At 35.5% G+C, this 19,552-nt stretch carries 12 protein-coding genes; 5 read left to right on the plus strand and 7 right to left on the minus strand.

Annotated elements, in window-relative coordinates:
• Positions 1-10 precede the first annotated feature (10 nt).
• The 4 genes from LNP23_RS11845 (at position 11) to LNP23_RS11860 (ending at position 6,373) form a co-directional block, all read left to right on the plus strand.
• Entirely contained in the window at positions 11-2,641 is a 2,631-nt protein-coding gene (locus tag LNP23_RS11845) for a T9SS type B sorting domain-containing protein (RefSeq protein ID WP_230005046.1), read from the plus strand.
• A gap of 32 nt (positions 2,642-2,673) precedes the next feature.
• Entirely contained in the window at positions 2,674-3,609 is a 936-nt protein-coding gene (locus LNP23_RS11850) for a PorP/SprF family type IX secretion system membrane protein (RefSeq protein ID WP_230005047.1), read from the plus strand.
• 10 nt (positions 3,610-3,619) lie between these two features.
• Complete coding sequence (locus tag LNP23_RS11855) at positions 3,620-5,746, plus strand: OmpA family protein (protein ID WP_230005048.1); 2,127 nt, start codon at positions 3,620-3,622, stop codon at positions 5,744-5,746.
• A 138-nt stretch (positions 5,747-5,884) separates the two neighbouring features.
• On the plus strand, positions 5,885-6,373 hold the full coding sequence (locus LNP23_RS11860) for a hypothetical protein (RefSeq protein ID WP_230005049.1): 489 nt from the start codon (positions 5,885-5,887) through the stop codon (positions 6,371-6,373).
• An 80-nt stretch (positions 6,374-6,453) separates the two neighbouring features.
• On the opposite strand, the gene LNP23_RS11865 is transcribed toward LNP23_RS11860, so the two are convergent.
• Positions 6,454-6,834 carry a DUF1573 domain-containing protein gene (locus LNP23_RS11865; RefSeq protein ID WP_230005050.1) on the minus strand — a complete coding sequence of 127 codons (381 nt, stop codon included), beginning with the start codon at positions 6,832-6,834 and terminating at the stop codon, positions 6,454-6,456.
• 232 nt (positions 6,835-7,066) lie between these two features.
• Here LNP23_RS11865 and LNP23_RS11870 point away from each other — a divergent pair, with 232 nt between their 5' ends.
• The gene (locus LNP23_RS11870; RefSeq protein ID WP_230005051.1) at positions 7,067-9,700 is read left to right on the plus strand and encodes a valine--tRNA ligase; all 2,634 of its coding nucleotides are present in this window, start codon (positions 7,067-7,069) and stop codon (positions 9,698-9,700) included.
• A 62-nt stretch (positions 9,701-9,762) separates the two neighbouring features.
• Here the strand turns inward: LNP23_RS11870 and LNP23_RS11875 are convergent, their stop codons facing one another.
• The 6 genes from LNP23_RS11875 to LNP23_RS11900 all read right to left on the minus strand — a co-directional run bounded on the left by LNP23_RS11875 (position 9,763) and on the right by LNP23_RS11900 (position 19,512).
• Complete coding sequence (locus LNP23_RS11875; RefSeq protein WP_230005052.1) at positions 9,763-11,082, minus strand: APC family permease; 1,320 nt, start codon at positions 11,080-11,082, stop codon at positions 9,763-9,765.
• 201 nt (positions 11,083-11,283) lie between these two features.
• Positions 11,284-13,599, minus strand: a complete 2,316-nt coding sequence (locus tag LNP23_RS11880; RefSeq protein ID WP_230005053.1) for a TonB-dependent siderophore receptor — start codon at positions 13,597-13,599, stop codon at positions 11,284-11,286.
• Positions 13,600-13,892: 293 nt separating this feature from the next.
• Entirely contained in the window at positions 13,893-14,618 is a 726-nt protein-coding gene (locus LNP23_RS11885; RefSeq protein WP_230005054.1) for a DUF4198 domain-containing protein, read from the minus strand.
• 76 nt (positions 14,619-14,694) lie between these two features.
• A complete protein-coding gene (locus LNP23_RS11890; protein ID WP_230005055.1) occupies positions 14,695-17,067 on the minus strand; it encodes a TonB-dependent receptor in 2,373 nt (790 codons plus the stop codon).
• Between the two features lie 164 nt (positions 17,068-17,231).
• Positions 17,232-18,335 carry an alpha/beta hydrolase gene (locus LNP23_RS11895; protein ID WP_230005056.1) on the minus strand — a complete coding sequence of 368 codons (1,104 nt, stop codon included), beginning with the start codon at positions 18,333-18,335 and terminating at the stop codon, positions 17,232-17,234.
• 7 nt (positions 18,336-18,342) lie between these two features.
• On the minus strand, positions 18,343-19,512 hold the full coding sequence (locus LNP23_RS11900) for a PepSY-associated TM helix domain-containing protein (protein ID WP_230005057.1): 1,170 nt from the start codon (positions 19,510-19,512) through the stop codon (positions 18,343-18,345).
• Between the last annotated feature and the right edge of the window lie 40 nt (positions 19,513-19,552).

The raw sequence follows: 19,552 nt of genomic DNA on the forward strand, positions 1-19,552 counted from the left end.
AATAGAATCTATGTTCAAAAATCACATCAAATTCTTATATTTTATATTGTTTTTTGTCTTTTTCTCGTTTATGCCTTCTTCAGTTTTTGCACAATGTGCCGGGAATGATGGTAATCTTACGGTATGTGATATTCCTAATCCTGCTAATCAATCGATTAATTTATATGCAGCATTGGGAGGAACACCAACAGCGGGAGGAGTATGGTCAGATGACGATGAGACAGGGGGATTAAATGCGACAACAGGAGTTTTAAATGTACATCTTATTCGCCAAAGCGGAATTTACCATTATACGTATACAGTTAATGGCGGGGCTGGCTGTACAGATAATTCTGCCACAGTAACGGTAACCATTGGTGGTTATTCGGGGATTACCTCAAATTCAACACAGTGTAGCGCAACCGGCAGTTTTAATCTTTTTGAAGCCTTTAATGGTCTCTTTTTAGGACCACAGTATAATGGACAATGGTTCGATAACACGACCAATAAAAATGTTGATGCTTCAATTAATATTACTGATTTTGAAGGAGATTATAAATTTACCTATACAATGCCCGCCATTGGTAGCTGTCCTGCTGTATCATCATCGGCTGTTATAACCGTTGTCAGGGCACCGAAATCAGGAGAACCAATACGTTTGTCTTTGTGTGCAAGTGATGGTTTGTCTGCTTATACCAATTTTGATCTTTATACATTGCTAAAAGATCAGGATGCAGGTGGAACTTGGAGTGACAGTAACCGCATAAATACAGGAGAATTAACTTTTTCAGGCGACCATTTTGTAGATATGGAAAAGATATACGACCGATTTGGAGAAGGTTATTTTTACTTTACCTATAGGGTTTTATCTCCAAAACCAATTTGCGACCCAGAAGAGACAATCGTATGGTTTAGGCTTGAAAAAAAGCTTGATTTTACAGGAGCTACCCTTACTGTTAATACGGATATCTGTGAAACGGAGATTGCAACGGCAAATTATTCCGTTACAATAAGAAAAGGAAACGCCGTTATTCCCAATGGAAGCTATTTTGTACAATATAAGGTGTCAGGGCCAAATGGAGGAGCGGTAGAGGTAATAGCAAATTTTACTAACGGAGTTCTTATATTCCCATTAGATTCAAAGTTTTTTCAACAGGTAGGAAGCTTTAACGTAAGTATTCTGGATATTTTTGCATTTAATAGTTCCAGGAAATGTACCAATATTATCAATAATTTATCCGATGACTTAGTTGTATATGCGATACCGGATTTAAGTGATGCCAAAATTACACCAATTACAACTTGTCAGAACGAGAGTGCAACAGTGCAGATTTCTGATGCCATAAAAATTACAGACGGAACCTATGATCTTGTTTATAATTTAACGGGAGCCAATACGGCCACCGGACAAATAGCAAGAGCTACATTTACGGCTGGCAATGCGAGTTTTTCGCTTCCGGCTATTTTAAATTCCAATGCGGGTACTGCGGTATTAACGATTACAAATATCAGTCATGTGATTTCTCAATGTGCCAATACTGCTAATTTGAGTGGTGATATTTTGATAAATCCATTACCAGCTACAGCAACAGTAAGAATGCAAATTAAAGACGTTTGTTTTGGAGAGCCTGTTTCTGTTCAAGTTAGTGGACTAGGAACTTTAACAGATATTTCATTATCGTATACTGTAGCAGATAACACCACTTCTACACCGTTAACCGTTAGTTTGCCTGTATCGGGTGGCAATGCAAGTTTTGTACTTCCTTCCGGTCCCGCGACAAATCCGGGAACCTATACTGTTTCGATTACGAGACTGACTAATAATATAACAGGTTGTGGTACCAATATAACCAATTTGTCAGATGTTTTTTTGATAAATGCGATTCCTGTTGCTCCATCGGCAAATCCTCAGTCTTTTTGTAAAGCTGACGGTCCGACAATTGCCAACTTACAACCTAATGGAGCTCCATATAAATGGTATATTTCTGAAACAGCAACTACACCACTTGCCGCAACATACATTCTGAAATCAGAGAATTATTATGTAAGGGAAACTTCCAGTGCCGGTTGTACATCAGAACCAACGATGATTGCGGTTACGATAAATGATTCTGCGGCTCCGGTATTAAATTCAGAGGGAGCAGGTTTTTGTGGACTAGATAGGCCTACGATTGCAGATTTGACTAATCGAACCAATTCACCCTTATCGGTCGTTTGGTATGACGCTCGTGTCAATGGAAATGTAGTGTCATCAACTACGCCATTGGTTGAAAATGGACATTATTTTGGGTTCGATTTTGAAAGTACAACAGGTTGTATTTCGGAGAACAGTCTTGAAGTTGTTGTGTTTTTAACAAAATGTGATTCTTTAGAAAATGTTTTTATCCCTGATGGATTTTCGCCTAATGGAGATGGTGTAAATGATTCTTTTGTAATTCAGGATATCGACTTTTTGTATCCGAGTTATACACTTCAGATTTTCAACAGATATGGAAACGAAATGTATAAAGGATTTAAGAATAAACCGGGTTGGGACGGATTAAATTATGAAGCCAGTGGCATTAGCAGCGGAATAGCACCGAACGGCGTTTATTTTTATGTGCTCTATTTTAATAAAGGAAACAAACCACCAAAACAAGGACGTCTTTATTTAAACAGATAATTGATTTTTGCGTTCTTTAATATGATTTTCAAATGAAAAAAATAATACTTTTTATAAGTTTCCTCTTTTATATAACCTCAGTTTCAGCACAGCAAGATCCGGAGTATACGCATTATATGTATAATATGAGCGTCGTAAACCCCGCTTATGCAACAGGTACACCTGCGATGTTGAATGTTGGTGGTTTGTATAGAACACAATGGGTTGGAGCTATCGGTGCTCCAAAAACATTTACCTTTTTTGGACATACAGCCGTGAGTGATAAAGTAGAAGTAGGAATGTCGCTGATCTCTGATGATATTGGAGATGGCGCTAAAAAAGAGAATAATTTTTATGCTGATTTTGCCTATGTCTTAAATTTAGGTGGGAAAAATAAACTTTCACTTGGATTAAAAGCCGGATTTACGTCCTTGCAAACCAATTTTAACGGTTTCTTACTGCAAAGCGGAAATGCCAATACCGATTTGGCTTTTGCTCAAGACGTTAATGTAACCAAACCTAATATAGGAGTAGGTGCTTATTATTTCAGAGATAATTTATATGTAGGAATATCGTCCCCTGGTTTATTGAAGACTAAACATATTGAAGAAAGATCCGGAATAAATGCTTTCGGGTCCGAAAATGTTCATACTTTTTTAACGGCCGGATATGTTTTTCAAATGAATGACATGTTAAAATTAAAGCCAGCCTTTATGTCAAGATTTGTTAAAGGAGCTCCGATTGCTTTAGATCTATCGTTAAACGTTTTATACAATGAAAAGTTTGAGTTAGGAGCAGCTTACCGATTAGATGATGCAGTGAGTATTTTGGCAAATATAAATATTACACCAACCCTTAGAGTAGGTTATGCTTACGACTACACGCTTTCTAATTTAGGACAGTTTAATTCAGGTACCCATGAAATTATGCTGCTTTTTGATTTGGACTTATTAGGAAAAGGGTTTGATAAATCACCAAGATTCTTTTAAAATGAAAAATATGAAAAAACTACTCGTTATTATATTCGTATTTTCAATACAGTTTATAAAGGCCCAGGATCAGGATTTGGTAAGAGCCAAACGTTTTTTTGATAAAACGTATTACAGTGAAGCTATCGTATTATATGGAAAACTAGCGGTGGATAAACCGTCTCAGGAAGTGATTAAAAACTTGGCAGATTCTTATTATTACACCAATGATTTGATAAAAGCCCAGCGTTATTACAGACTTTTGATAAATAGCTACAATAAAGATTTAGACAGAGAATATTATTACCGATACGCACAAACATTAAAAGCCAGTAACAGTGACGATCTGGCTAATGCTGCGCTAAGAGAATATTATGCCAAATCAGCCAATGCAGAAGAGGCTGTTTATTTTGAGAAAGAATTAAAAGAACTGGAAAATGTCTCTGCCATCGGGAATCGATTTGAGATTAAAAATTTAGCTATAAATACCCCTAATTCCGAGTTTGGGGCGGTGGAGTACAAAGACAATTTGGTTTTTGCCGGGGTTAAATTAAATCCGGGTCTGTTTGATAAAAAGTTTAAATGGGATAATGAAACCTATTTAAATTTAGTTGCAGTACCAACAAAAAACAGTAATTCCAAAGAGGCAGTGTTACAATATTTTGCAGATGAATTAAAAACCGGAATGCACGAATCGAATGCCGTTTTTACAAAAGACGGCAAAACCATTTATTTTACCCGTAACAATTCGAAAAACGGAAAGAAAAGAAAAAACGAACAGAAAATTTCAAACCTTCAAATTTTTAAAGCCGAATTAGTTGAGGGAAAATGGACAAACTTAACGGCACTTCCGTTTAACAGTCCGAATTATTCCGTTGAACATCCTGCTTTAAGTGCGGATGAAAAAGTACTGTATTTTTCTTCAGATATGCCGGGAACATTAGGGTCTTTTGATATTTTTTCGGTGAACATCAATAAAGGAGCATTTGATACTCCAAAAAACCTTGGACCTGCTGTTAATACCAACAAAAGAGAACAGTTTCCTTTTGTTTCGGAAGATAATAAGCTCTATTTTTCTTCGGACGGTCATTTAGGATATGGATCACTGGATGTTTTTGTTTCAGAAATTAATGGAAATGACTATTCAAAACCGGTAAATATCGGTTTGCCTTTAAACTCTAATTTAGATGATTTTTCTTTTACGATTTCAGGAACTAAAGAAGGTTATTTTGCATCAAACAGAGAAGGAGGAAAGGGGAGTGACGATATTTATCAATTTACCGAAACTAAAGAATTAATTGTAGAAGATTGTAAACAGTTTATTGCGGGAATCATTACTGATTTTGATACAAAACAGGTATTGGAAAATGCAACGGTAATGTTACAAGATTCAGAGAAAAAAACAATAAGTACAGCTACTACTGCCGCAGATGGAAAGTTTAGTTTTACAGTTGGCTGTGAAAGCTCGTTTATCGTTCTGGCATTCAAAGAAAAATACACCAACGAATCAAGAGCGGTAACATCGGGAAAAACCAGAAATGCCAGTAATGATGCTTCGATGACGCTCCGATCCATAGAAGCTATTAAATTAGAAGAACAACAAATAGCCGAAAATAAAAGAAAAGAAGAGCAACGACTGGCTGAACAGAAAAAAGAGAAAGAAGCGTTGGCAGTTATCGCTTTAAAAGAGGCAGAGAAAAAAGCAAAAGCTGAGGAAATTGTAGCGGCAGAAATTAAGAAAAAGGAAAAAGAGGACCAGATTTTAAAACAAGAAAAAGATGTTGTAAAAGAAAAGGACCGATTGCTTATAAAAACCGATCCGATTTATTTTGATTACAATATGTGGTACATTCGTAAAGAGTCCAAAGTAGTTTTGGGCAGAGTTGTTGCCCTGATGAAAAAATATCCGGAGATGGTTATTGAGATAGGTTCCCATACAGATTCGAGAGGAAATGCTAAATTTAATGAAGAATTATCTCAGAAAAGAGCTTCTTCGACCAGAGAGTTTTTATTAGAATCCGGAATTGAGCCCAAGAGAGTACTTGCTAAAGGTTATGGAGAATCAATCCCAATTGTAAAATGTAAAACCGATGATTCCTGCACAGAAGAGCAGCACGAATTAAACAGACGAAGCGAATTTGTGATTAAGAATTTATAATTTAGTTTCTTATTCGATTGAAAATCAATACGGTTTATTAAATCGAGTTAAATCAATTGAGATTTAATTTAGAAATCTTTTTTTTGGAACGTTTTTTATTTAATTTTATAAAATAACCATGAAATTAAATATTTAACTATGAGAAATCTAGCCTTATCCTGCCTGCTTTTAACCTGTATTGGATTCCAAAGCTGTAAAAATGATGAAAAGTGGAAAGCAATTGAAGCTGCCAAAACTGAAGCTGAAAAAGTTGTAAGTGTTCAATGTTACAAAGCAATATACGAAAAGGATACTATTGACTTAAAGTTGAATACTTTGAAAGATGGTAAAATAACGGGTAACATGGTAATGAAGGTTGCTCAGGCAGCAGAGAAGATTGGCGATATCAAAGGAGAATTTCATGGAGATACCTTATTTGTAGATTATACGTTTAGTGACAAGACCAACAAGAATACCAAATTCAAAAATCCGATGGCTCTTTTAAAACGAGACAAACAGCTTATTTTAGGAAATGGAACAATGCAGACTACGATGGGCGTAACTTATTTGGTAAAAGATAAACCTATCGATTTTGATAACGTTAAATATAAATTTACAACTGTAGACTGTGTGGAAGAGTCAAAGTAGTTATTTAAATAAAAAAAAGCAGAAAAAAAGCCGTTTCTCAATTTAAGAAACGGCTTTTACTATTTTTGATTTTAATTTTTTTATAAAACTTCTCCCTTAATTTTTAGGGCGACTCTACCGTCAGGGTAATTTACGGCATTAGTTTCAACAGTGATTGTTTTACGAATCGGGCCGGCAGCCATGTTATATTTTACATCAATTTTTCCTTTTTTACCGGGTAAAATTGCTGCGGCTGGTTTGGTAACAATAATGGAGCTAACTGTAGATTCAGCGCCAGTAATCAATAGTGGTGCATCTCCTGTATTGGTGAATTCAAAAGAGCGGAGTCCATTATCACCTTTAGAAATTTTTCCATAATCAATTGTGTTGTCCGAGGCTGCAAATTCAATTTTTGGGCCGTTTTGCGTATAACCAATTGTGGTAAACAATGCGATTACGATAAAAGTGGCTACATTTTTCATTTTGAAATTATTTTTGAGTTGTAAGTAAATATACTTTCTTTTAATTAATACACAAATTATTATTTCGCTTTTTATAGTGTACTTAATTATTTACTTTTGCTGTCAATAATAAATACAAAAATTAAACCAAAGTCTAAAAGTTTACAGGTCAATGTGTTTATTGGTTATTTTAGAGCCAAAAAAACAAGCAGGACCAATGAATATTAAACAGAAATAACATATCCAATATACAATGACAATTCCAGCACAATTTGACGCTAAAACGATCGAGAATAAATGGTATGATTACTGGATGAAAAATAATTATTTTCATTCAGAGCCAGATCATAGAACGCCTTATACAATTGTAATTCCGCCGCCAAACGTCACAGGAGTCTTGCATATGGGGCATATGCTGAACAATACCATTCAGGACGTTTTAATCAGAAGAGCGCGTCTTAAAGGATTCAATGCTTGTTGGGTTCCCGGAACAGATCACGCATCGATTGCTACAGAAGCAAAGGTTGTGGCTAAATTGAAAGCGGAAGGAATCAATAAAAATGATTTAACACGTGAAGAGTTTTTAGCTCACGCCTGGGAATGGACAGATAAATATGGTGGGGTAATCTTAGATCAGCTTAAAAAATTAGGTGCTTCCTGCGATTGGGAACGTACCAAGTTTACTATGGATCCCGATATGTCTGCATCTGTAATTCGTTCTTTTGTTGATTTGTACAACAAAGGATTAATCTACAGAGGATACCGAATGGTAAACTGGGACCCGGAAGCCAAAACTACTTTGTCTGACGAGGAAGTAATTTACGAAGAACAACAAGGAAAATTATTTTTCTTAAACTATAAAATTGAAGGTTCAGAAGATTTCTTAACGATCGCTACAACCCGTCCGGAAACTATTTTTGGAGATACTGCTATTTGTATCAATCCAAATGACGAACGTTTCACCCATTTAAAAGGTAAAAACGCCATCGTTCCAATTTGCGGAAGAGTAATTCCTATTATTGAAGACGAGTATGTAGATGTGGAGTTCGGAACAGGTTGTTTAAAAGTGACTCCTGCGCACGATATGAACGATAAAACCTTAGGAGAGAAACACAACCTTGAAATCGTTGATATTTTTAATGAAGATGCTACATTAAACAGCTTCGGATTACATTATCAAGGTAAGGATCGTTTTGTTGTTCGTACTGAAATTGCAAAAGAACTGGAAGAAATTGGAGCTTTGGCAAAAACTGAAATCCATTTAAATAAAGTGGGAACTTCTGAAAGAACCAAAGCGGTAATCGAACCAAGATTATCAGACCAATGGTTCTTGAAAATGGAAGATTTAGTAAAACCGGCAATTCAATCAGTTTTGGTTGATGGTGATATTAAATTACACCCAAAACGTTTCGAAAACACTTACGCACATTGGTTAAACAATATTCGTGATTGGAATATCTCTCGTCAATTATGGTGGGGACAACAAATCCCGGCTTATTATTATGGAGACGGAAAAGAAGATTTCGTAGTAGCAGAAACTATCGAAGAAGCTTTAGCGTTAGCTAAAGAGAAAACATCAAACTTGAAACTTGAAACAAAAGATCTAAGACAAGATGTTGATGCTTTAGATACCTGGTTCTCTTCCTGGCTTTGGCCAATGTCCGTTTTTGGCGGAATAATGGATCCTGAAAGCGAAGATTACAAATATTATTATCCAACAAATGATTTAGTAACCGGTCCGGATATTTTGTTTTTCTGGGTAGCGAGAATGATTATTGCAGGTTACGAATATGCCGGCGAAAAACCATTTACCAATGTGTATTTAACCGGTTTGGTACGTGATAAACAACGTCGCAAAATGTCTAAATCATTAGGAAATTCTCCTGATCCTTTAGATTTAATCGACACCTTTGGTGCCGATGGTGTTCGTGTAGGATTACTTTTAAGTGCTTCTGCCGGAAACGATATTATGTTTGATGAAGAATTATGTAATCAAGGAAAAGCATTCTCTAACAAGATTTGGAATGCCTTTAAATTGATAAAAGGATGGGAAGTTTCAGAAACGATTCCACAACCGGAATCATCAAAAGTAGCCATCGAGTGGTATGCAGCAAAATTGCAGCAAACGCTAGTTGACATTGAAGATAACTTTGAGAAATACAGAATTTCTGATTCTCTAATGGCCATTTACAAATTGGTTTGGGATGATTTCTGTTCTTGGTTCCTTGAAATGATTAAACCGGCATACCAACAACCAATCGATAAAAAGACGTTTGACAGCGCTATCGAAATGTTAGAAAGTAACTTAAAGTTGCTTCACCCGTTTATGCCTTTCCTTACCGAGGAAATCTGGCATTTAATTGCTGAAAGAACGTCGGAAGAAGCTTTAATTGTTTCGACCTGGCCGGAATTGAAGCCATTTGATGCAAAATTAATTGCTGATTTTGAAAATGCAATGGAAGTAATCTCGGGAATCAGAACGATTCGTAAAGACAAGAATATTCCGTTTAAAGATGCTATTGAATTGAAAGCGGTAAACAACGATAACGCTTCTACTTATTTTGATACTGTAATAACGAAATTAGGAAATATTACAGCATTAGAATATGTTTCTGATAAAGTAGACGGAGCTTTGTCTTTCCGTGTAAAATCAAACGAATATTTTATTCCGATTACAGGAAATATTGATGTAGAAGCTGAAATTGCAAAATTGAATGCAGAGTTAGTTTATACTCAAGGTTTCTTAAAATCGGTTCAATCTAAGTTAGCAAACGAAAAATTTGTTGCCGGTGCACCGGAAAAAGTTCTGGCTAACGAAAGACAAAAAGAAGCTGATGCCTTAGCAAAAATTGCTACAATCGAGCAGAGCTTAACCGGTTTGAAGTAAGAATTAGATTTTTTAAATATACAAAACCCGACAGGTTTCAAAAACCTGTCGGGTTTATTTTTTTATTTATTTTTTATTCGATTTAAAATCAAAAACAAAGGATAGGAAATTAAGGTGATAATCACAATAATTCCAAAACTTTTCGGATCACTGTATATAAAACCAATTAATAACGCCAGTGAAACGATAATAGCAATAATAGTAGACCAAGGATACCAAAAAGAGTGGTAAGGTCTTGGTAAATCAGGTTCTTTTGCTCTAAGTTTCAATAACGAAAGATAGGCTAGTCCCCAAACAATAATAGAGGTAAAGGCTGCAAACGAAAATAAGGCTTCGAAAGAACCAATACAGATTAAAATTAAGCTGAACAAAGAAGAAACTAAAAGCGCTACAATTGGAGTTCCGCCTTTATTGACGTTTGTTCCTTTGTCAACAAAAAAGCCATCTCTGCTTAGTCCGTATAAGATTCTTGGCGGAATCATCATAAAGGCATTTAGAATACTGATTAATGAAAAAATAGAAATAACGGTAACGATGATAGCACCGTTTTTTCCGAAAATAATGTTCGCTACATCTGCGGCAGCCAAATTAGATTTTGCTAAAGTTTCGACCGGCAGTACATGGAAAAAAGCAACATTCAATAAAACATAAATGGCAATTACCAATAACACGCCACTGTATAGCGAACGTGGAATGTCTTTACCCGGATTGTCATTTTCCTCTGCAAAAAAGCAAACGCCATTCCAGCCATTATAAGTTCCGATGATCAATTGGAGTGATTTGAAAAAACCAAGCAGAAGTCCCATCTGAAAAAACGAATTGTCTTTTGGAATAGCAGGCAATTTTACTCCCGAATACATAAAACAAGCAACCAATAAACAGACGAAACAAATCACTTTTATAAAACTCGTGATTTGCTGAATGGCACTTCCGTTTTTTACACCGCTTAAATGCAGCAGTACAAAGGTAAGTAATAACGAAATCGCAATCGCGGTAGAATAACTGGCCAGATCGGGAAATAAAATAATGATATATTCGCTGATTACGATACAGTAAAAAGCAGGTGGGATTACATTAGTAATATAGTCAAACCAGCCCGATAAAAAACCGGCATAGTCCCCAAATGCTCTTTTGATATAATTGTAGGAACCTCCCGCTTTTGGAAGCATGGTGGCCAGTTCGGCATAAGAGTTTGCCCCTAAAAGCACATACAATCCGCCAATGAGCCATGAAATAATAATAAGCCAGTAATTGTCCAGTAAGGAAGCGATTGTACCGGGAGTTCGTAAAATTCCGACTCCAATGGTTCCCCCAATTAAGACGGCAATATTAAAACTTAATCCTAAGCTTTTCTTTAATTGGTTTTTTTTGGAATCTATCATTTGTAATGGTTTTGTTTGGTGAGCAAAAGTAGTTATAATAAAAAAATAATCTTTTGTTAAAGCCAAAAACCTCGTCTAGGACTAAACGAGGTTTTGGTGTTTTTAAAATGTATTAATTGCTATAAAAGACCAAAGCCTTTTCTGTTTCCCGAGATCGAGTACAGAAAAAGCTTTGGAAGTTAAAAATCTAATTCAAAAAATTTAGAACTTATATTTAAGGCTTGTCATAATCTGACGCGGTGCGATTGGGTTTACGCTGTAATTTTCGTGAACCGTATAATTTAATTCGTTTGTAACATTAGATAATTTACATAGAATAGAGAATTTTCTCCACTCATAACCGGCAGATACATCAATAGTAGTATATGCTTCTAAAGGAATATCACGATCTCTAATAGTTACGGTGTATGTTTTCGGGTTTGTTGCAGGTTTATTTTCTGTCCATAAATAATCATCATTCCATCCGCCTAAACGATTCCCGATGTAGTTTCCGATGGCTCCGAATGAAAGACCTTTAAACATTCCGTCATTTAGTTTGTAGAAGAAACTTAAATTAGCTGTAGTCTGTGGCGTTCTTGCTACACGATCCCCTTCAACAAAACTTCCGTTTGTTCCTGAAGTATTGGTATAACGCATATCGTTATAACTGTAACCTGCATTTACAGAAAGACCTTCTACTGGAGTTGCTGTAACATCAATTTCCACACCTTTACTTCTTGTTCCTCCGCCTAATACTTTTAATTGTGAATTTACATTAAGAGCTCCGTTTGCGTCAAATTCTGCTGTTTGTGCCAGGTTACTGTTGGTGATTTGGTAAACGGTAACGTTTGTAGTCAACATTCCTTGTAAGAAGTCTATTTTAATCCCTGTTTCGTATTGGTCAATAATAGAAGGGGCGATTGGTTTTGAGTCAACAGTTGTTCCGGTATTTGGTGTAAACGAGCTTGAGTAGCTACCAAATAAAGAGATTTCTTTTATTGGTTGGTAGATTAATCCCACTTTTGGAGAAAAAGCATTGTCTAATTTTTTAGGAGCAACAACAGCTGTCGCGTTTTCTGGAGCTACAACTTGAGCCGTTTTAGCAGCATTTAATATTTCTGAATAAGTACTAACTTCTGTTTCCTGCCAAGACCAACGAAGACCAGCCAGTACTTTGAATTTTTCTGTAATCGAAACTAAATCTTGAAAATAAACCCCAAAACGATTAGTGTCAGTTTTGCTTATTGCAGTTGCTCTGTCTGTAGTAGGGATATCTTTTCTTTGAGTATTAGGATCAAACGTAAATAAGTTTATGGTGTCGTACAATGTTGGTCCATATACTGGTAGTCCATTCTTTGTACCTGTTTGAACATATTTTTCGTCAAATGTATAGGTATAAGCAGTCGCGAAAGAGTTTTCCCAATCGACACCCGTATATAATTGGTGTTTTACCGATCCGGTATAGAAATTTCCTTGTAAACTCAATTGGTCTCCAAGTATTTGCTCTAGGTTTTTAGTTTTTGACAAACCTCTATTCCAATCACCAGGAGTTGCATAGGTTTCTAAGCCAGATAATTGAGCTGTTGACAATTGAGCTCTATCGTAACTTTGGAAAGAACTATTGAAATTAAGTTTCCAGTTTTTATTAAAATCATGGTTCAATAAAACCGAAGCACTGGCTGATTTGGTAGTACCATTAGACCAAAGAGATCCGTAAAAAGCATTACGAGGTAAATCAAGGATTTCTTTTCCTATAATTCCTGTTCCGAAATCAGGAGTCCAATCTGCTGTCAGGTAATCTCCCTGAACAGTAATTTGTGTTTTTGGATTGATCACAAAAAGTAAAGACGGATTGATGTACAAACGCTCGTTTTTCACAACATCTCTGAAACTTTCCGAGTTTTCGTAAGAACCGTTTATTCTAAAAGCAACGGATTTACTAAGCGGACCATAAAAATCAAAAGAAGGCTTGTAGAAAGCATAACTTCCCATTTGCATGGAGATTTCACCACCTGCTTTAAATAATGGAGTTTTAGTAACCAGGTTTAAGATTCCACCCGGAGCTACATTTCCGAATAATAGTGCAGAACCCCCTTTTAGAAATTCCACTTTCTCTAAACCTGAAACATCAGGAATAGAGCCCGAATTGTAACGGAATCCATTTTTAAACATATTATTGGCAGACATATCATATCCTCTTGAGAAGAAAGATTCTTGCGCGCCACCACGAGCAGAGCTCACATAAACACCATTGGCATTTTTTATAACATCACTCAAACGAATGGCTTGTTGTTGTTCGATTACTTCAGAACCGATCACTTGTATGCTTTGTGGGTTGTCCATTGGTTTTAAACCCGAACGAACTGCGGTAACTGGTTTAGGCTCTCTGTTAGTTGTAATGATAACGCTTTTAAGCTCTTCACCTTTTCTTTTTTTAACAGTATCGTTTATCGAACTACCACTATCATTGTTTGTATATTGCTGACCGTAAGAGGTTAAGCTTAGAATGGATAATCCGAAGAGTAGAATATATTTCATTGGTAACTTATTTAGAATAAATAAAAATAATTTTGCGCAAAAGTAGGCTTGGACTTTCGTTATTAAAACTTATTTGTCTTAAGGTTGTCTTAAGATAGTCTTAGGATTTATTAACGTTATTCTTGTTTTATTTTAATCTACGGCAGTATTGAACAAGGAATTGCTTGTAAATAAAAAACGAGACCTATTTTTTAAGTAGGTCTCGTTTTTAAGGAAAATGTATATTTAATCGAGCTAGTAATTCATTGAATTTTTGTAAGTATTTGAATTATAGCTATTCGTATTTGTTGTTTTTATTTTACTGTAATTTGGTAAGTAGCCATTTTCCAGATTTCATTGTATTTTTTACCGTTATGCTCACCTTCTGCTTTATCAGTGTGTGCATATTCTACCATGTAATTTCCTGACCAGATCGGAGTGAATGAAAATTCTCCTTTGTCATTCGTCCAAAGCTCTTTTTCCCAACCGTTTGGAGCAATTACTTTAATTTTGGTCTCTTTTGCAATAGCACCATCAAATAAAGCAAGTCCTGCTATTTTGGTATCTTTTTTAGCAACATCGGCATTTTCAGAAAATACACTAATTGTATTTTTGTTTGCTGTAGCAGTATTTCCGGCAGTTTTGTTTCCAACTACTACTGTTGCACTTGAATTGTAATCTAATTTCATTGTACCGTAAACATCTTTTACGGTATGGTGCATCACAACCGTATAAACACCGTCTTCATCGGGAGTAAAAAAGGCTTGGTATCTGTTGTCTAAAGCTTTTGCCGTTAGCTTAGTTTCTTTTTTCGATGGACTGATCAATACCAAAGAGAAATCTTTTAAATCAGAAAACCATTTATCTGCTTTTGTAATATCGTTTTCAGAGAATTCTCCAAAGTAAATTGAAATTTCCTGTGCTTTTCCTTTTGTTCCGGTAGCTTTAGTATCAATCCAAAGTGCGTGAGCAAATAATTGAGGGGCAGCAACGAACATTAAAAATAAAAATGTTATTGTTTTTAAAGTGTTTGATTTCATAATAAATTAGGATTAAAATTAATAGTTAAAAGAAATCCCTTAAACCTTTTGAGTAATAAGGGATCTTATTTTAGGATTAGAATTTGTAAGTAACAGTTACCCTTGCGTTGGTTCCTGCTTCGGCTTGTAGGTAATACATGTCAGAATAGGCGTAATAACCTCCTGAGTATAAGTATTTGTTAAAGATGTTATTAACAATAAGATTTACTGAAACTTTTTTATTTTGGTAAGACAGACCTCCGTCTACACGGAAATAATCCGGTAAAGTACCACTGTTACCATTTGAAATAAACCAAGGAGCTCTTTTTACCTGATATTGGTAACCTAATGATGCACCAAATCCATTTAGTAGACCATTGTCAAATCTATAGTTTAACCAAGTGTTTTGAATATGTCTTGTAGATCCCGGAATTTGATTTCCAATCAGATTTTCATGGCTATCTTTTGTTATTTTACCTTGTGTAAAGGCATAATTTAAGATAACATCAAAGTTTTTAAGGATTTCTCCTCTAACATCGACCTCAACACCTTTTACTTTTTGTTGACCATTTTCTTTGAAATTTTGTTTAGTTCCACTATATGGATTTTCTAAATCCGGTGTAAGTACATTGTTCATCGTAATTTGGTAAGCCGCAACAACAGAATTCCATTTTCCGTTGAACCAGTCTCTTTTATAACCTAGTTCTAAATTAGTTCCCGTTTGTGGTTTAAAACTTTTTTCGTTCACATCTGTTCCATAATTTTCTGTAAAAGATTGATCACGTACAAAATAAAAAGCATTGTTTTTGTCTAAAGAATAACTCAATCCCACACGAGGAGTAAATTTTTCATTAGAGGTTCCGCCAGAATAATCATTAGAGGCTTGTAGTAAGGTAAATCTTCCCGCTAATGTCAAGCGAAGTGAATTTTCAAAAAAACCAATTTCATCTTGTACGTAGCTTGCGGTGTAACTATTCTTGTATGCTGTGCCTCTTTCTTTTATGCTTTTGCTTCTGTCAAAAACAGGAGATTCAGCAAGAGTTCCATGTACCGGATTGTAGATGTCCAAATCTGACATTACAAAAGATTGCCCGAAATCATGATAATACGCTTTATTGCTCATATCTATTCCTCCCAATATTTTGTGAGAAATAGGTCCCGTTTGGAAAGAACCATTTGCAAAAGCTTGTATCATATAGGTTTTTCCTAAAACATCCCAAATACTTCCGGCTCTTTTAAGGATTCCAACTTTATTTTTTTCAAAGCCAGTAGGCCATAAAGACAGTCCTTGTTGCTTGAAATTTAGATAAGACCCTTGTAAAGTTACCTTCCAGTTATCGTCAAATTTGTGTTCGATAATTCCTAAAATACTTCTCTCAAGCATTGTTGTTGCATCTAAATTTGGCTCTGAGGTAGTAGAACTTCTTGGCAGTTCCTGATAATCATTCTGCATAAACAAATAGTTACTACCAATCGCATTTACTTTAGAAAATTGCTGCGTATATTCAAGTGTTATAGCCGTTTTGTCTGTTGCTAAATATTTTAAAACGGGAGCAAAAGTATAACGGTCATTAAAATCAAAATCACGGAAACTGTTTTTCTTTTCGCCCATCGCATTAAAACGGTATAAAAGTTTTCCGTCTTTGGTCAATTTTCCGTCCAGATCTATTGTACCTCTGTACATGTCAAAACTTCCGTAAGATAAACTCGCTTCTGCTTTGTTTCTTCCACTTGGTTTTTTAGTTACAACATTATAAAATCCGCTTGGGTTTCCGTTGGCAAGCATAAAACCTGCCGGTCCTTTTACAAATTCTATTCTTTCTACCAAGCTCATATCTTCGGTCAAGGGTCCCCAGGTTGTACTTACGTTCATACCATTTCTGAAAGCAGCAACTTGACTTCCTCTCATAGTGATATTAGCATAATTATCCCAGTGTTCTACTCTTGTAGCCCCACTCACGTTACGGGTAACCCCTTCAAGCATATCAAAAATTTGTTGATCCTGCATTAATTTTCCGGTAATTACCTGAATGTTTTGCGGAATTTCAATAATGGCTGATTGCAAACGAAGAGAAGATGAAATTCTATTGGTTTTAAAAGCACTTTTATTACTCAAAACCACCACCTGATTCAATTCGGTATTCGATAAATCTAATTTTAAATTTAAATTAGTAATTTCTCCTGCATTAACGGTTACTTGCTGTAGTAGGTCATTGTAACCCACTAATGTAACAATTAAGGTCTGAGTTCCAGCAGGGACATTTTTTAACTCAAAAAATCCATTGTTTCTGGCAATTGTGTTTTTGTTTGTACCTTTAATAGAGACAGATACTCCTTCTGCCGCTTTACCATCGCTGGTTTCAATTTTACCGTTTATAGTTCCTCCCTGTTGTGCAAAAGATGTCCCTATAGAAAGCATAAAAATACTTAAGACCAGTATAAATTTTTTGCAATACTTCAATTCATTCATTTTATAAAATTCGTTGGTTATTATTTAGACTTGTTAAAAATAATTGCAAATGTAAAATATAATATTAGTTCAACAAGTCTTATTTAGATTAAATATTAATAATAGTTTATAACTGAATGGTTTTTTAATGTTAAGAGAATGAAGAAGTAAGTTTATTCTTTAAGTTATTTTTTATCCTTTGTTTTTTGCTTTTCTACTGTTTGATTTAATACTGTTATGGCAGTTGTACTTAATGGGTAATAATGGGTTGCCATTTTAAAAAAACGAACAGCGTTATCTATTTTGTCAATTCCTAAACAATAATTTCCCATCCAGTTCAGATAACTTTCAGAAGGGGTAAAGGAAAAACCAAGTTGTTCAGAAAGTTTCGCATATTGTTGTTCTACTAAGGAGGGATCTTGTACCGCTTCTTTTACCTGGACCAGATGGTCTTCAAAAATAAAACGCAAACCGTCATACTCTGCCGGAATAGGAATAGTTCCATGATCTTCGTTTTCGTAATATTTAAAATTCCATCGCAGATTTTTAGGTTTTTTCACTTTTAACAAATTTTCAAACTTCCTGATTCCTCGGGCCATATCGGTTGTAGTATCCTGAGGGATGCTTTTTTTATTGGCCATAGCCAGATAAATACTTCTTTTAGCAAAATCCTTTTTATTGAAAATAGAATCGGCTTTTTTGTTCATAATTTCATTGTCCCACCAAAGACTCGGGTCAATGATAACATAAGAATTAAATAAAGAGGTGTGGTGCAGTAGAATATTCACGGCAGTCAGGCCTCCAAAAGAGTGTCCGTTTAAAACATTGTAACCCGAAGTTCTGTAAGTGGTATCGATATAAGGTCTGAGTTCTTTTTCTAAAAAAGTGATGAAATTTTTATTGCCGCCGCTTTGTTGAAACTGCTTTTTTGTCTTATCAAAAAAGGCCTGACGATTCGCTTCAGTTGGAGTTAAATCTCTTGTGCGGTTAGTATTGGTGATTCCTATTACAATCATTTGCGGAGTCATAGAATAAGGTCCTTTGGCTAATGATTGTTGAAGGCCGGTAAAGGAATGGAAGTTATTTTCGGCATCTAACAAATAAACAACAGGGTATTTTGCCGGAGCAAGTTTAGAATTGTTGTAATCCGGTGGCAGATAAATCCAAAAAGTGCGTTCTTCATTCAATGCTTTCGAAAAAATACGGTGTTTACTGCCAATAGTGATGCTGTCTTGTGAAAACACAGCAGTAAACGAAAATAAGAGAAAGAGAAGGAGAAATTTTTTCATTTTTAATTTAAGTAAGGGAAGTTTTTTTCTTTTTATTTTGACGGCCGTACCAAATCAAGAATCCTGTTATAGGCAGAAACATACAGACTAAACCAACAAGGAGCGTGAAAATTTTTCCGAGCCATCCAGCCCAGAAGCCAATATGAAGGTTCATGGTTGTTTCATCAATATACAATCCGTTAATCACTTTTACCGGAATTTCAATTTCCTGACCGGTGTAGCGGTTAATTGCGAATGTTTTTCCGTTTTGAACGCCCTTCAGACCAATGTCTTTAGCGGCAACAGCCGAGAGACTTGTGATACTGTCTTTTGCTGCTATAGAAAGTTTGACTTGTTCTACAGCTGCATCTTTTAAGAACAGCCGTTTTACAATTGGATTTAATGCCGCAAATGTTTTAGTACTGTCGTATTCCGGTTTGATATCCCGCATTGCCGCATAAGAGCGAGGGAAACCATCGAATACTTTGTGCGTTGTTTTGTTTAAAGTTTTGTTTACAATGACCAGACCGGTAATGGTAATGAGAAGTGCCGGAAGTAAATTATAGAAGCCGGGTACATTGTGCAGATCATAATTCAGCCGTTTAAAACTGGCATTCTTCTTTATAGTGAAACTCTGAAGTCTGGTAGAGCGATTCCATTTTTTGGGCCACCAGAGAATAATTCCTGTAATTAGTTCGATTAAGAATATCCAAACGGAGATTTCTACGATGAGATTTCCGGTTTTTCCAAAGGGCATTTCACCGCTGTGAACATGCGCCACAACATAAAAGAAATCGTAAGCCTTGCCGGAAGTTAAGACTTTGCCTGTATAAGGGTCAACCCATGAGAATTGTAAATCTCTTTCTTTGGTCGAAGAAGCAAGTTTTACACTTCGTTTTGGATCCCGATACGTAATAAAATAACTCGCTTTTCGATCGGGATGTTGTTTTTTAAAAGCTTTTAGGATTTCTTCCGGAGTTAATCTTTGTTCTTTAACTTCTTTAACGTACAAAGCATCAGAAGCCAGTCCGTCTATAATATCATCACAAAAAATAAATAATATTCCGGTAAGTGAAACAATAAAAACGATGATACCCGAACTTAGTCCTAACCATAAATGGAGCCAGTGATTTAATTTGCTCCATTGGCTCTTTTGTTTGACTTTTTTTTCAGTTCTTTTAATTGGATTTTTGGTCATAATAGAAAGCGATAAAAACCAAGCCGGCATTTCGAGAACG

The sequence above is a fragment of the Flavobacterium cupriresistens genome (assembly GCF_020911925.1).
GTDB lineage: Bacteria > Bacteroidota > Bacteroidia > Flavobacteriales > Flavobacteriaceae > Flavobacterium > Flavobacterium cupriresistens.